The following is a 15,400-nucleotide window of genomic DNA, read 5'->3' on the forward strand; positions in this document are numbered from 1 at the left end:
TTTTATTTATAAGCATTAGAATTTTAAAAGATTGGAATTCCAAAATAAAATTCTAAAATTTTAGTTCTAAAAATATAATCATATTTAGTACGCAATACATCTGATTCTGCATTAACCAACTGCGTTTGCGATTGATTGTAATCAAAAACATTCATTAATCCTACTTCATAACGTTCTTTTGCATAATTTACTGCTTTTTGTCTTGCTTGTAAAACAACTAATGCTGCTTCATAGGCTTTTTGAGCTCCTCTTGTATCTGTATACGCTGTATAAACTGTTCGTTGAAGATCTAACATTTGCTGTTCTAATGTTAATTTAGATTTTTGGAAAATAATTTTAGACCGGTTTACATTATTTCTTACAGTAAATCCATTAAAAATAGGTATGTTCAATTGTAATCCAAAGCTATGTCCTTTATTATTATCTATTTGTTGAAAAAAAGGAGTTGGACCACCTAACACAGGAACTTTATTAACCGTGGCAACTAAATCACCTGTTGACTCTACAAAACCTATTTCTCTAATTGGATTTTGTGGATCAATTTCAAATCCTTTTATTCTTTTTGCATAAGAAACACGAGTATTTACATTATAAAAACCTTGTAAACTGGGCTGGTAAGCACCTTTTGCTATATCAATATCTTTTTGAGCTATTTCTAAATTTGTCTGTGCTAATTTTAATTCAACACGTGTTTCTTTAGCTTTCTTAAAAATGACATTGGGTGTTTCTGCTAAAACTGTACTTAATTTAGCTTCAACTTCTGCATCAGTAATATCAAAAATATCATATTCTTTTAATTGTAATAACTGAGCTAAACTTAATTTTGAGATTAATAAAACATTTTCTGCATTAACTAATTTTTGATTATTAGTTGCAATAGTAGCATCTATATCTAACAGATCTCCTCTTGGGACTACTCCTGCGTTTACTAATTCAGTAGTCCTCTTTTTTTGTTCATTACTTAACCTTAGTTGTTCTTTTTGTACTTTTAAACTTTCCTTATTAAATAAAATTTGGAGATAGGCATTTACTATATTTAACGAAATATCTTCTTTTATTTTAGTTAACTGATATTCTGATGCGATCTTTGATAAATTTGATTTTCTTAATTGATTTTGATATTGTAATCCTCTATAAATATCAATACCTAATGATATACCTGCTGAAGTAAATTGATTCGTTTGATTTTCTAGTAAACCAGTAATTATATTCTGATTTAGCCCTATGTTCCAGGAATGAGATAAACTTCCATTTAAAGATGGTAGAAATCTACCAAATGCAATTTTTTTATTAACAGTAGCTATATCTACATCTAAGGAAGACTGCTGTACCGCAATATTATTCACTAATGCGTGATTTATACATTCTTTTAAAGTCCACTTTTTTTCTTGCCCCTTAGCACTAAATCCTATAAATATTAAAAAGACAAGTATGTGGAATATATTTTTCATTATTCTAGTTTATTCAATTCTTTATAAGATTAGACTCTCAAAAAATCTCTTTGTTACAATCTGTCTAAAAATAATTTTATTTTTGTGACAAAATCATTATCATATGAAAAAACTATCCTATTTTTTTTTAATTATAACTTCTAGTATTCCATTAATAAATTGTTCCTCCACTCAAAAAATAGAATTAATGCAACCAGAGGCTGATACTGCTTTACCGATTAATTACCCTACTCATTTATCTTATATTAATTTTCCTATTCAACTTACGGTAAAAGATATAGAAAACCAAACGAATAAAGCCCTCACAGGCTTAATATATGAAGACAATAATTTAGACGATGATAAAATCATGGTTAAAATTTGGAAAAACAATCCTGTTATAATGAGTGAAAAAGATCATAAACTTCAAACTATTGTTCCTTTAAAAGTTTGGGCGAAAGTAAAATATGGAACTTCTTTATTAGGGATTGACCTGTATGATACACGAGAATTTAATCTAAATGCCACTATAAATTTACTAAGTAATGTTAACTTAACTAATTGGCAAGTAAACACACAAACACAACTAGAAAGTATTAATTGGAATGAAAGCCCAACTGTTAGTATAGCTGGAAAAGATATAAAAATTACGTATTTAATTAATCCTGCATTAAAATACTTTAAAAACAAAATAGAAAAAAGCTTGGATGATGCAATTGCTAAATCTCTAGATTTCAAAAAACAAATTTCTGATCTAATGCAAAAAGCAAGTGAACCGATAGAAATGAATAAAAATTATGAAACTTGGCTACGCATTAATCCACAAGAAATACATTCAACCCAAGCTCTCTTAGAAGAGAACAAGATCAGTTTAAATGTAGGATTAAAATGCCAAATAGAATCTTTAGTTGGCCAAAAACCTAAAAATTTATTTGACAAAAATAAACTCATTTTAAAAAGTACAGAACAACTACCTAATAAAATAACAGCTTCTCTAGTTGCATTATCTACTTATAATGATGCTTCAAGATTAATAAATGCGAACTTTAAAGGTAAAGAATTCAGTTCAGGAAACCGAAAAATAAGCATCCAAAATGTTTCTATTTGGCATAAACATGGAAAAATGATTATTGCACTAGATCTCTTAGGGAGTTTAAATGGGCGAATTTATTTAGCTGGTTTTCCAAAATATGATTCAGAAAAAAAAGAGTTTTATTTTGATGACTTAGATTATGCTTTAGAGACTAAAAGCAGATTGATCAAAACTGCTAATTGGCTGTTCCAAAGTGCTATTATTCAAAAACTAAAAGCAAACTGTAGATATTCTATTGCTTCTAACCTAGAAGAAGGTAAGAAGAGTATAATGCAATATTTAAACAATTATTCTCCTATGCAAGGTGTATATATAAATGGAAAATTAACACATATAGATTTTGACAGGGTAGAACTTACTAACGAATCTATTTTAGGTTTTTTAACTATAACAGGCAACTTAAAAATAGAAGTTAATGGTTTACAATAAATGAGGTAAATTATCCTAAAAAGAAAAGTTAACAAAATTGCTAACTTTTCTTTTTTTTATATAGTTTATAAACATAATATCCTGCTAAACCAACTAATATGTAAGGTATTGCCATTAAGTATACAATACCGTCATTTATTGCTTCTGCTTGCTCTACATTCCCTGTACTCTCTAATGATGCACGACACATAGCGCATTGTGCTTGCGAAGCTATAGGTAGCAAACAATAAGCTATAAGTATTAGAATGTTTTTAACTTTTATTTTTTGTTTTTTAACTTGCATAGTAAGGAGAAATCATTAAATAAACTATTACACCTGTTACTGCAACATATAACCATAAAGGAAATGCCCATTTTGCAATTAATTTATGTCCATCAAAATTACCTGTTAATGCTCTTACATATGTTACCAAAACAATTGGAATAATACCTATTGACAAAACAACATGTGTAATTAAAATAAAGAAATAAATCGCTTTCATAATCCCAGTACCTCCATAAGGTGTAGCTTCAGATGTCATATGATACGCAACATACATTCCTAAAAAAGCTACAGAACAGGCTATTGCTGATTTTATTAGTCGTTCATGTAAAATTCGATTTCCTTTTTTTATTGCTATGACAGCCCAAATAAGAAGAATTGCAGTCAAACCATTAATTGTTGCATAAATTGAAGGTAAGAAAGTCAGCGGTTTCACATCAAATCCAAAGTCTTTTAATTTAACTTTAAACAATAAAGCTACCACTAAAGGAATAGCAACTGACAAAATCGTAATTCCTATATTATACTTCTTCTCTATACTATTTTTCATACTCTTTATTCTTGAAATTGAAACTGTTATTACTCTTAAATTTATTTCATATTATTCAGCTAATAATTTTGATATATCTTGCTTAATTTGCTTAATTCCTTCTGGTTTTAATCCATCGTAATAAACTATAGGATTTCCGTAATTATCTTTACGACAACGTATATTTCCTTCTTTATCAATTAATGCAAACATGCCTGAATGTTCAAATCCTCCACTGACTTTTTTATTTTTTCCTACATACAGGTTAAATCCTTTTTGTGCTAAATCATATATCTTTTCTTGGTTACCTGTTAAAAAGTGCCAATTCATTCCTTTTAAATTTAAACTTTCTGAATGATCTTTTAAAACTTTTTGAGTATCTGTATCAGGATTAATAGTAATAGATGCAATACCAAAATTAGCATTAGAAGCAAAACTATCTTGTACTATTTTCATATTACGATTCATAATAGGGCAAATAGTAGGGCAAGTAGTAAAGAAAAATTCTAAAACAAAGACCTTTCCTTTGTATGTATTATTTGTAATTATCTTTCCTTCTTGATTCGTTAAAGAAAATTTAGGTGCTCGTCCTACTGTAAACAAATCACTTTTTCCAGCTCCTTGATCAACTAGAGTACTTAAGCGATCTCCTTTTACAATTTCTCCTTCTTTAATCCTTTTTATAATCTTAGGAATAAAAATGATTCCGAAAACTAAAACAATAAAACTAACTCCTATATATGATCTATTCTTCATACCTAATTAATTCTTGTATTATTATTTTTTTCATGTAAATGAAAATTCTCTTTATTTTTGTTTCTCTTTAAAGCTAGACGATATTCTCTTAAAAGTATTTTTATATCATCTGTCATTTCATTATGTAAGTCAGCAGCTGAAGTAGTATTATAACTTTCTCTATATTCTTCTACCCCTTCTTTATTTTTTCCTATACGCCCTCTGTGGTTTATATCTTTATCTAAAATCAGAACTTCAGAAGTAGCAAAATTATTATTCAATTTACCTCTTAATTTAAATGAATCATAATAGCTTTGAATTGCTGGTTTAGAAGCAAAAACCACGTGATAAGCTGACATGTTTTCTGTAAATCCAGCTAATTTATCAAATAATTCTTTAACTTCATTTTGAGTTCCTTCAACTGCTAAAAAAACAACTTGAAAATCTTTAAATCCGACGTACTTATCATAAATTTTCTGATTAAGATTAAAAACATTTCCTTGAATTCCTTTAATATCATCACCTAAAAAACCTAAAACAGTTATTTTATTGATTAATGTTACAGGTTTCTTATCTAAGGATTCCCATTTAGGCAAATCAAGATTATTTTTTGAAATAGTAGGCAAAAACAGCTGATTATGAGTAGCTGAAGCAAAAATCAGATAAATGACAATTGGAAAGACCAATAATACTATAAGGATTATTTTTTTCTTCATAAAAAAGAATTTTGTGAGGTACAAAAATAAAAAAATCCCGACGTAAATCGGGATTCTTTATGAATTAATATGTTGTTAAAAATTCCACTTTATCGTTGAATTTTTGAACACCTCAAATACATAATCAGCCTCAACTAATAAGATAAAAACTAAATATATGATTAAGAATACTAATGGTGCTACTATAGACCAACGTAAAGAAGAAACTTCTCCTTCAAGGTGCATAAACGACCACATAATCCCGTATGCTTTAGCTACTGTTAAGATAATGAAGATCCAATTAAGTAAATTTGTACCTAAAAGATTTGTAAAATAAAGTGCATGAGGTTTATAAATACCTAAGACCACTTCTATAATTGTTATAAGAGAAAGTATTCCAAAAACTTTCCAAATTTTTCCTGCGTTCGATTCGTGTGTGTGTGCCATAATCAATCTTACTTTTTTATTATACTAAGTAGAAGAATGTAAATACAAACACCCAAACTAAATCTACAAAGTGCCAGTATAAACCTACTTTTTCAACCATTTCATAGCTCCCTCTTCTTTGATAAGTACCTAATAATACATTAAAGAAGATAATAATATTGATAACCACACCTGAAAATACGTGGAAACCATGGAATCCTGTAATAAAGAAAAAGAAGTCAGCAAATAGCTTATTACCATATTCATTTTGCTTTAAGTTAGCTCCTTCAACTACTGACTTAGCTCCTTCTAATCTTTTTAAAGATTCTTCACGAGTTAAAACAATTTTTTGTTTAGTTTCTGGGTTTACTTTTTCAGAACGGATTAACAAATCAGGATTTGCCTTAAAACCTTCTACCACTTCTGCAACAGATACAGAAGGTAATGCAGGTTCATCTACAAACCATAAACCTTGATTGCGCGTGTGTTGCATTCTTTCTTCTGGTAAATTAGCAGCAAAATCATGTAGAGCCACACGCTTACCATTTTTATCAACAAATTGTAAAATTGATCCCCCTTTAGTTTCTATCGCACCATACTCACCTTTGATAAAGTTCTTCCATTCCCACGCCTGAGAACCAACGAAGATTAAACCTCCAATAATGGTAAGGAACATATAGATTGCTACTTTATCTTTTTTCATTTGGTGACCTGCATCAACGGCTAACACCATCGTTACAGATGAAAAAATTAAGATAAAAGTCATCAATGCTACATAATACATTGGAGCAGGTACTCCATGCATGAATGGGAAGTGAGTAAACACTTCATCGGCCAAAGGCCAAGTTTCAATAAATTTAAATCTTGAAAAACCGTAAGAAGCAAGGAATCCAGAGAAAGTTAAAGCATCTGAAACGATGAAGAACCACATCATCATTTTACCATAGCTTGCTTTCATAGGCTCGTTTCCGCCGCCCCAAACTTTACCTTCAGTACTCGTAGTAACTGTCGTTGCCATAGAATTCATTTTAAAAAGTTGTCAAATTTACATTTTTTATTTTTTATACGAAATATAAAAACAGAAACAAATATACCCAAAGAAAATCTAAAAAGTGCCAAAACATCGCACCAAGCTCTATTCCAGCGGTTTGAGTAGAATTATACTTTTGTTTATAATGATTATAAATTATAATTAATAATGAAATTACACCTGCAAAAAGGTGAGCTAAGTGCAACAAAGTCAACATATACAAGAATGAAGTGGTTACTGTACTTTCACTTCCTGTAAAATAATACCCCATTGCAATAATTTGACTAAACCCAACAAATTGTGAAAAGACAAACACTAACCCTAAAACTAATGTTAAACCTAAATAGAAAGAAGTTCTAGAACGATTATCTTTGCGTATAGCTAATTTAGCCAAATGAATTGTTATACTACTTAAAATAATTACAACAGTACTAACCATAAAGGCAGGAGGTAAAATCATATCATGTACCCAATCTTTACGAGAAGCACTTACCAAATAAGCACTTGTAAGTCCTGCAAACATCATAAACATACTTAACATCCCAAATAACAGGATCAACTTGTATGAACGAACTTGTTTTTGTTTTTCTTCTTCTATAGTAATAACTTCCATTATCTTAAAAATTTATCTAAAACATATACTATTTGTAATAATGAGATATAGGTTACACTCACTAACATTAAACTCTTGGCTGCTTTTACGGTTTGTTGTTGATATAATTTTACCGCATATAATAACATCCACCCCCCATTACTAAAACTAATAACGCTGAAAAACCAGACAAATACAACTGCCCAGTATAACCAAAACTAGGCAAAATAGAAGCTACAACCAACCAAATTGTATATAATATAGTTTGCATAGCCGTTGATTTATCACGATTTCCTGTTGGCAACATAAAAAAACCACCTTTCTTATAATCATCAAACAAGAACCAACCTATAGACCAAAAATGAGGAAACTGCCAAAAAAACTGAATTAAAAATAAAGTCCCTGCTTCAATACCAAAATGATTAGTAGCAGCAACCCACCCTAACATAAAAGGAATTGCTCCTGGAAAAGCACCTACAAAAACAGAGAGAGGAGTTTTTGTTTTCATAGGGGTGTATATACTCGTATATAAAAAAATTGAAATCGCACCAAACATGGCTGATTTTTCATTAATATTATATAGAATCACAACTCCTAAAACAGCTAGAATGGTAGCTATAAAAAAAGCCTTATTAACAGTCATCCTTCCCGATGGAATAGGTCTGTTTTTTGTACGATCCATCAACGCATCTAAATCCTTCTCAATAATTTGATTATACGCATTAGATGCTCCAACCATACAGTACCCTCCTATTGCTAACATAAAAAGAGTAATGATTGTATCTTGGTTAATTTCGTTTACTCCTAGCATAAAACCAGCCACGGAAGAAAAAACAACACTAACAGCCAAACCTGCTTTTGTTATCTCTTTGAAATCAATTAAAAAAGTCCTTAACAACAAAAATGTTTTATGAGTAGTACTCAAAGTAAAAATTTTAAAAATTGCGACAAAGATACACTTTAGTTTAAAAGTATAAAAATCTAATTTATTTTTAATTTAAAAACTTAAACAAGGGTGTAATTACCTTATTATTAATGTATAAGAAGCACAAAAACTCCTCTTCACAATAGTTATACAAAAAAAACTATTAACTTTATAATTAAAAAACCAAAAAAATGAAAACCCCAAATTTTCAAAGACAAACACACTTAATACTATTATTTTTAAGTTGCTTTTTTAATAGTATAGCATTTGCACAAGTTCCAGATGCTGATAAAGCGACTACTGGTAGCGGACTTTATAAAGATCGGATATTTTGGTTAAATTGGGATCTAAATAAAGATGGGGTTGCTGGCGACTTAATTGTTAATGGTGTCACAAAAACTTTCACTTCTCCTGCTGGAGTTATTTACCAAGCCACAATATCAAATGTTACAGGCACTCCTAAATCTAGTAAGTCTTACGATTATTCTGGAAATAATTTTCCTGACGGATATGGTAATATCGGTGGTAATACGGGAGCAGGTAATATTGTAGGTATAAATAATGGCTGCAATGCCTGCACTTCAACTTTTAGAATTACCATCACAGCCAATTATCCTAATGGCATATCAGGTAATGTAGCAGCTTTTGTCATTGGAGGAACAGAAACTCTAGCAAGCACAAATGAATATTATCAACTCACAGTACCTTCAGGAACTGTAAGATACATGGATAAATACGTTAAAAATAACAACTGGGCTAATACATCTATAAGATTAGATGTCTCAAACTCAGGAAAAACTATAAAAGTGACAAACCCTGGCTCTGGAGATAGTAGAGGTGATGCCTTACTAATTGCCGAAGATGTTCCTTATATAGATGCTCAAGTAAAAGGAGGTGGAGGACAACACTTTGGTATAGGATTTTTAGAAGACCTTGATTTTTCAGATGCCCCAAATTCATATGGAAAAGCTACTCATATCGTAAATAACTCGATACAAGGTGGAACTTTTATCTCTCCCAGTCAAAACACTTTAACAACAACTACCAATATATTAGACATACAAAAGGGATCTTTTATAAGTCCTAATTTAACACTTGGAAATAACATAGATGTAGAAAGCGCATATAATCCTGTAGCAACAGGCAACGACCCTAATACAGATGACATCACTGGAATTGATGATGAAGATGGAATACAAGATATTAATTGGTCTACTTGTAGTGGAACAATATTTGTAAAAAATACTACTGGTAATCTAGCTTATTTAAATTTATGGATAGATGCCAATTCTAATGGTCTTTTTGATAACAATGAAAATGCTAGCATTTCAGTACCTTCAGGAACAAATGGAAATATGAGCATTCCCCTAAATTCAATAAATGGTTTAACTTCAGGTAATAGTTATTATGCTAGACTAAGACTATCCACAACTCAAAACCTACCTCCTTCTGGATTTGCTGCTGATGGAGAGGTAGAAGATCATTGGATAAATATCTATAAAACAACTTTAACAACCAATCCTCTTAATAGTTGCGTAGGCTCTACAATAAATTTTTCGGCTATCTCTGGAATGCTTAATTACAATTGGACAGGACCAAATGGATTTACATCCAATCAACAAAATCCAGTAATAACGAACAGTAATACTAATCATAATGGTATTTATACCTTGACTGTTACTACGCCAGGAGGTTGTAGTATATCTGACTCAACAAATGTAATAGTAAACCCTCTACCTACAGCTCCAATTATAGGTGCTATTACACAACCTAGTTGTGCCATGGGTACGGGAAGTGTGGCATTAAGTGGTTTGCCTGCCTCGGGTACTTGGACTGTAACGGCTTCGCCTGGGGGAATTCTATATCGGGAACGGGAACAAATGTGGTTTTTACGGCTCTAAATCCTAATACTAATTATAGTTTTGTGGTTACTAATGCTGCGGGGTGTTCTTCTATTCAATCAATAAATATAACTATAAACAATTCTATATGTGCCGTAACCGAAACAACAGCTCCTATTAACGGCCTTGCAGGAGGAACTACTGCACCATTAACAGCAAATGATACATTAAATGGAGTAAATGTTACCATAGGTACAGCACCAGGCAATGTAAAAATAACAGCTTCTACAGTACCTACAGGATCAGGACTAATAGTAAATCCAGACGGAACAGTTAGCATACCAGCCAATACTCCTTCAGGAACTTACACCGTTAATTACACCATTTGTGAGATTAATAATCCAACAAACTGTAGCAACGTTAATTCTAATATACTAGTTAGCAATCCAACTATTATAGCGGTAACCGAAACAACAGCTCCTATTAACGGCCTTGCAGGAGGAACTACTGCACCATTAACAGCAAATGATACATTAAATGGAGTAAATGTTACCATAGGTACAGCACCAGGCAATGTAAAAATAACAGCTTCTACAGTACCTACAGGATCAGGACTAATAGTAAATCCAGACGGAACAGTTAGCATACCAGCCAATACTCCTTCAGGAACTTACACCATTAATTACACCATTTGTGAGATTAATAATCCAACAAACTGTAGCAACGTTAATTCTAATATACTAGTTAGCAATCCAACTATTATAGCGGTAACCGAAACAACAGCTCCTATTAACGGCCTTGCAGGAGGAACTACTGCACCATTAACAGCAAATGATACATTAAATGGAGTAAATGTTACCATAGGTACAGCACCAGGCAATGTAAAAATAACAGCTTCTACAGTACCTACAGGATCAGGACTAATAGTAAATCCAGACGGAACAGTTAGCATACCAGCCAATACTCCTTCAGGAACTTACACCGTTAATTACACCATTTGTGAGATTAATAATCCAACAAACTGTAGCAACGTTAATTCTAATATACTAGTTAGCAATCCAACTATTATAGCGGTAACCGAAACAACAGCTCCTATTAACGGCCTTGCAGGAGGAACTACTGCACCATTAACAGCAAATGATACATTAAATGGAGTAAATGTTACCATAGGTACAGCACCAGGCAATGTAAAAATAACAGCTTCTACAGTACCTACAGGATCAGGACTAATAGTAAATCCAGACGGAACAGTTAGCATACCAGCCAATACTCCTTCAGGAACTTACACCGTTAATTACACCATTTGTGAGATTAATAATCCAACAAACTGTAGCAACGTTAATTCTAATATACTAGTTAGCAATCCAACTATTATAGCGGTAACCGAAACAACAGCTCCTATTAACGGCCTTGCAGGAGGAACTACTGCACCATTAACAGCAAATGATACATTAAATGGAGTAAATGTTACCATAGGTACAGCACCAGGCAATGTAAAAATAACAGCTTCTACAGTACCTACAGGATCAGGACTAATAGTAAATCCAGACGGAACAGTTAGCATACCAGCCAATACTCCTTCAGGAACTTACACCATTAATTACACCATTTGTGAGATTAATAATCCAACAAACTGTAGCAACGTTAATTCTAATATACTAGTTAGCAATCCAACTATTATAGCGGTAACCGAAACAACAGCTCCTATTAACGGCCTTGCAGGAGGAACTACTGCACCATTAACAGCAAATGATACATTAAATGGAGTAAATGTTACCATAGGTACAGCACCAGGCAATGTAAAAATAACAGCTTCTACAGTACCTACAGGATCAGGACTAATAGTAAATCCAGACGGAACAGTTAGCATACCAGCCAATACTCCTTCAGGAACTTACACCGTTAATTACACCATTTGTGAGATTAATAATCCAACAAACTGTAGCAACGTTAATTCTAATATACTAGTTAGCAATCCAACTATTATAGCGGTAACCGAAACAACAGCTCCTATTAACGGCCTTGCAGGAGGAACTACTGCACCATTAACAGCAAATGATACATTAAATGGAGTAAATGTTACCATAGGTACAGCACCAGGCAATGTAAAAATAACAGCTTCTACAGTACCTACAGGATCAGGACTAATAGTAAATCCAGACGGAACAGTTAGCATACCAGCCAATACTCCTTCAGGAACTTACACCGTTAATTACACCATTTGTGAGATTAATAATCCAACAAACTGTAGCAACGTTAATTCTAATATACTAGTTAGCAATCCAACTATTATAGCGGTAACCGAAACAACAGCTCCTATTAACGGCCTTGCAGGAGGAACTACTGCACCATTAACAGCAAATGATACATTAAATGGAGTAAATGTTACCATAGGTACAGCACCAGGCAATGTAAAAATAACAGCTTCTACAGTACCTACAGGATCAGGACTAATAGTAAATCCAGACGGAACAGTTAGCATACCAGCCAATACTCCTTCAGGAACTTACACCGTTAATTACACCATTTGTGAGATTAATAATCCAACAAACTGTAGCAACGTTAATTCTAATATACTAGTTAGCAATCCAACTATTATAGCGGTAACCGAAACAACAGCTCCTATTAACGGCCTTGCAGGAGGAACTACTGCACCATTAACAGCAAATGATACATTAAATGGAGTAAATGTTACCATAGGTACAGCACCAGGCAATGTAAAAATAACAGCTTCTACAGTACCTACAGGATCAGGACTAATAGTAAATCCAGACGGAACAGTTAGCATACCAGCCAATACTCCTTCAGGAACTTACACCATTAATTACACCATTTGTGAGATTAATAATCCAACAAACTGTAGCAACGTTAATTCTAATATACTAGTTAGCAATCCAACTATTATAGCGGTAACCGAAACAACAGCTCCTATTAACGGCCTTGCAGGAGGAACTACTGCACCATTAACAGCAAATGATACATTAAATGGAGTAAATGTTACCATAGGTACAGCACCAGGCAATGTAAAAATAACAGCTTCTACAGTACCTACAGGATCAGGACTAATAGTAAATCCAGACGGAACAGTTAGCATACCAGCCAATACTCCTTCAGGAACTTACACCGTTAATTACACCATTTGTGAGATTAATAATCCAACAAACTGTAGCAACGTTAATTCTAATATACTAGTTAGCAATCCAACTATTATAGCGGTAACCGAAACAACAGCTCCTATTAACGGCCTTGCAGGAGGAACTACTGCACCATTAACAGCAAATGATACATTAAATGGAGTAAATGTTACCATAGGTACAGCACCAGGCAATGTAAAAATAACAGCTTCTACAGTACCTACAGGATCAGGACTAATAGTAAATCCAGACGGAACAGTTAGCATACCAGCCAATACTCCTTCAGGAACTTACACCGTTAATTACACCATTTGTGAGATTAATAATCCAACAAACTGTAGCAACGTTAATTCTAATATACTAGTTAGCAATCCAACTATTATAGCGGTAACCGAAACAACAGCTCCTATTAACGGCCTTGCAGGAGGAACTACTGCACCATTAACAGCAAATGATACATTAAATGGAGTAAATGTTACCATAGGTACAGCACCAGGCAATGTAAAAATAACAGCTTCTACAGTACCTACAGGATCAGGACTAATAGTAAATCCAGACGGAACAGTTAGCATACCAGCCAATACTCCTTCGGGAACTTACACCGTTAATTACACCATTTGTGAGATTAATAATCCAACAAACTGTAGCAACGTTAATTCTAATATACTAGTTATTTCTCCAAGTATCAATGCTCAAAATGACACTTTTGTGACTACAAATGGAAGTATAGGAGGGATAGTAGGGTCTATTTTTTTCAAATAACGGTAATGGTATTGATTTAGCCAATGGAGCACAAGCGGCATTAAATAACGTAACTTTAACTGTTCCAATTTGGTCTGGACAATCAGTACCGTATATCAATGCTAATGGATATGTAATAGTGCCTCCTGGGACACCTTCAGGTGAATACAGTATAGGATATACGATTTGTATGCTTAATCCTTTTCAAAACATATGTGATAAAGCAACAGTAACAATACAAGTTGAGCCAGAGAAAGGAGATGAGATTGTAATTTATAACCATATGACTCCCAATGGAGATGGTTATAATGATATTTTCTTGATAGATGGTATAGATAAGTTTCCTAATAATACTGTAGAGGTTTATAACCGTTGGGGAGTATTAGTTTATGAGGCAATTGGTTATAACAATAATGACCGTGCATTCCGAGGAATATCTACAGGAAGAGTTACGATTAATCAGTTAGAGCAATTACCAGAAGGGACGTATTATTATATGTTCAAATATGTTAATGCAGAAGGGGTAACCAAAGAAAAAGCAGGTTATTTATATATCAATAGATAGAGAATTAACATTCCTCCGTTGTAAAGGCGGAGGATGTTTAAAAAAGAGTATCATATGAAAAAGAGAATTATATATTTACTACTTTTAATAAGTGGATCTGGTTTTGCTCAACAAGAAGCACAGTACACCCAATATATGTATAACACTGCTAATGTAAATCCTGGTTATGCAGGTACCCGAGGTTGTTTTAGTGCATTAGTAATGCACCGTTCACAATGGGTAGGTTTAGAAGGCGCACCGCAGACAAATACAGTTGCACTAAGTACCCCTTTAGGTCTTAATAATAAAATGGGATTAGGAGTAAGTGTTATAAACGATAAAATAGGACCTTCAGATGAAAATGCAATATCAGTAGACTTAAGCTATAATATTGATACCTCAGAGAGATCTAAATTGTCTTTTGGGTTAAAAGGGACAGCAAATTTTTTCAGTGTTGATTTTAATAAAACCAAGATTCATAACGTAACAGATGGTTTGTTAAGACAAAATGTAGATAATCGCTTTTTTCCTAATATAGGAGCTGGAGCATTTTGGTATAGTGATAAGAGCTATGTAGGTTTATCTATACCGTTTATCTTAGAACAAAAATATTATGACAATGATGTTCAATACGTAGCAAGTGAGCGTATGCACCCGCATTTAATAGCAGGACACGTATTTCGTTTAAGCAGCGAAGTACAATTTAAGCCATCCACTATGATAAAATACGTAAATGGAGCCCCTTTACAAGTTGATTTGTCAGGTAATTTTTGGTTTAATGAAAAATTTTCATTGGGAGCAGCCTATCGTTGGAGTGCAGCATGGAGTGCTATGGCAGGATTTCAGATTAACGATTCTTGGTTAATAGGATATGCCTATGATCGTGATGTTACCCGATTAGGGAACTTTAATTCTGGTTCTCATGAAATATTTTTACGTTATGAATTGTTTAAACGTGTAGAAAAAGTGGTAGCCCCACGTTTCTTCTAAAACT

The 15,400-nt window shown here is 32.7% G+C and carries 13 protein-coding genes and 1 pseudogene; 5 read left to right on the plus strand and 9 right to left on the minus strand.

Annotated elements, in window-relative coordinates; translation table 11 throughout:
- Positions 1-23: 23 nt before the first annotated feature.
- Positions 24-1,451: a TolC family protein gene (locus JJC03_RS02820; RefSeq protein ID WP_088398810.1), complete on the minus strand. Its 1,428-nt coding sequence runs from the start codon at positions 1,449-1,451 to the stop codon at positions 24-26.
- Between the two features lie 103 nt (positions 1,452-1,554).
- Between JJC03_RS02820 and JJC03_RS02825 the strand changes: the two genes are divergently transcribed.
- Entirely contained in the window at positions 1,555-2,952 is a 1,398-nt protein-coding gene (locus JJC03_RS02825; protein ID WP_088398811.1) for a DUF4403 family protein, read from the plus strand.
- 40 nt (positions 2,953-2,992) lie between these two features.
- On the opposite strand, the gene JJC03_RS02830 is transcribed toward JJC03_RS02825, so the two are convergent.
- The 8 genes and pseudogenes from JJC03_RS02830 to cyoE all read right to left on the minus strand — a co-directional run bounded on the left by JJC03_RS02830 (position 2,993) and on the right by cyoE (position 8,146).
- Positions 2,993-3,235 (minus strand): CAMCR motif-containing small membrane protein, encoded by a 243-nt coding sequence (locus tag JJC03_RS02830; RefSeq protein WP_088398812.1) that lies wholly within the window; start codon positions 3,233-3,235, stop codon positions 2,993-2,995.
- Positions 3,225-3,764, minus strand: coding sequence for a DUF420 domain-containing protein (locus JJC03_RS02835; RefSeq protein ID WP_088445378.1), 540 nt, complete (start codon positions 3,762-3,764; stop codon positions 3,225-3,227). Before JJC03_RS02835 ends, JJC03_RS02830 begins: the two co-directional genes overlap by 11 nt.
- Positions 3,765-3,815: 51 nt before the next feature.
- Entirely contained in the window at positions 3,816-4,499 is a 684-nt protein-coding gene (locus JJC03_RS02840; RefSeq protein ID WP_088445377.1) for an SCO family protein, read from the minus strand.
- A 2-nt stretch (positions 4,500-4,501) separates the two neighbouring features.
- The gene (locus tag JJC03_RS02845; protein WP_235873952.1) at positions 4,502-5,194 is read right to left on the minus strand and encodes a hypothetical protein; all 693 of its coding nucleotides are present in this window, start codon (positions 5,192-5,194) and stop codon (positions 4,502-4,504) included.
- Positions 5,195-5,269: 75 nt separating this feature from the next.
- Positions 5,270-5,620 (minus strand): cytochrome C oxidase subunit IV family protein, encoded by a 351-nt coding sequence (locus tag JJC03_RS02850; protein ID WP_088398816.1) that lies wholly within the window; start codon positions 5,618-5,620, stop codon positions 5,270-5,272.
- Between the two features lie 19 nt (positions 5,621-5,639).
- Complete coding sequence (locus tag JJC03_RS02855) at positions 5,640-6,617, minus strand: cytochrome c oxidase subunit 3 (protein WP_088445380.1); 978 nt, start codon at positions 6,615-6,617, stop codon at positions 5,640-5,642.
- A gap of 43 nt (positions 6,618-6,660) precedes the next feature.
- Positions 6,661-7,242, minus strand: a complete 582-nt coding sequence (locus tag JJC03_RS02860; protein ID WP_088398817.1) for a cytochrome c oxidase subunit 3 — start codon at positions 7,240-7,242, stop codon at positions 6,661-6,663.
- Positions 7,242-8,146, minus strand: a pseudogene (gene cyoE / locus JJC03_RS02865) (heme o synthase). The gene JJC03_RS02860 and the pseudogene cyoE overlap by 1 nt, the downstream one beginning before the upstream one ends.
- Before the next feature lie 191 nt (positions 8,147-8,337).
- Here cyoE and JJC03_RS02870 point away from each other — a divergent pair.
- From JJC03_RS02870 to JJC03_RS02885, 4 genes are all read left to right on the plus strand, one after another.
- Positions 8,338-10,047 carry a GEVED domain-containing protein gene (locus JJC03_RS02870; RefSeq protein ID WP_235873953.1) on the plus strand — a complete coding sequence of 570 codons (1,710 nt, stop codon included), beginning with the start codon at positions 8,338-8,340 and terminating at the stop codon, positions 10,045-10,047.
- Complete coding sequence (locus JJC03_RS02875) at positions 10,029-13,883, plus strand: beta strand repeat-containing protein (RefSeq protein WP_235873954.1); 3,855 nt, start codon at positions 10,029-10,031, stop codon at positions 13,881-13,883. Before JJC03_RS02870 ends, JJC03_RS02875 begins: the two co-directional genes overlap by 19 nt.
- A 118-nt stretch (positions 13,884-14,001) precedes the next feature.
- Positions 14,002-14,427: a T9SS type B sorting domain-containing protein gene (locus JJC03_RS02880; RefSeq protein WP_258932113.1), complete on the plus strand. Its 426-nt coding sequence runs from the start codon at positions 14,002-14,004 to the stop codon at positions 14,425-14,427.
- A gap of 54 nt (positions 14,428-14,481) precedes the next feature.
- Positions 14,482-15,396, plus strand: coding sequence for a PorP/SprF family type IX secretion system membrane protein (locus JJC03_RS02885; RefSeq protein ID WP_088401289.1), 915 nt, complete (start codon positions 14,482-14,484; stop codon positions 15,394-15,396).
- Positions 15,397-15,400 lie beyond the last annotated feature (4 nt).

This window comes from Flavobacterium oreochromis (assembly GCF_019565455.1).
Lineage (GTDB): Bacteria > Bacteroidota > Bacteroidia > Flavobacteriales > Flavobacteriaceae > Flavobacterium > Flavobacterium oreochromis.

Coding starts and splice junctions, on each gene's coding strand:
- JJC03_RS02885 (WP_088401289.1), top strand. CDS start 14,482: ATGAAAAAGAGAATTATATATTTACTACTTTTAATAAGTGGATCTGGT.
- JJC03_RS02870 (WP_235873953.1), top strand. CDS start 8,338: ATGAAAACCCCAAATTTTCAAAGACAAACACACTTAATACTATTATTT.
- JJC03_RS02840 (WP_088445377.1), bottom strand. CDS start 4,499: ATGAAGAATAGATCATATATAGGAGTTAGTTTTATTGTTTTAGTTTTC.
- JJC03_RS02820 (WP_088398810.1), bottom strand. CDS start 1,451: ATGAAAAATATATTCCACATACTTGTCTTTTTAATATTTATAGGATTT.
- JJC03_RS02830 (WP_088398812.1), bottom strand. CDS start 3,235: ATGCAAGTTAAAAAACAAAAAATAAAAGTTAAAAACATTCTAATACTT.
- JJC03_RS02835 (WP_088445378.1), bottom strand. CDS start 3,764: ATGAAAAATAGTATAGAGAAGAAGTATAATATAGGAATTACGATTTTG.
- JJC03_RS02825 (WP_088398811.1), top strand. CDS start 1,555: ATGAAAAAACTATCCTATTTTTTTTTAATTATAACTTCTAGTATTCCA.
- JJC03_RS02850 (WP_088398816.1), bottom strand. CDS start 5,620: ATGGCACACACACACGAATCGAACGCAGGAAAAATTTGGAAAGTTTTT.
- JJC03_RS02860 (WP_088398817.1), bottom strand. CDS start 7,242: ATGGAAGTTATTACTATAGAAGAAGAAAAACAAAAACAAGTTCGTTCA.
- JJC03_RS02845 (WP_235873952.1), bottom strand. CDS start 5,194: ATGAAGAAAAAAATAATCCTTATAGTATTATTGGTCTTTCCAATTGTC.
- JJC03_RS02855 (WP_088445380.1), bottom strand. CDS start 6,617: ATGGCAACGACAGTTACTACGAGTACTGAAGGTAAAGTTTGGGGCGGC.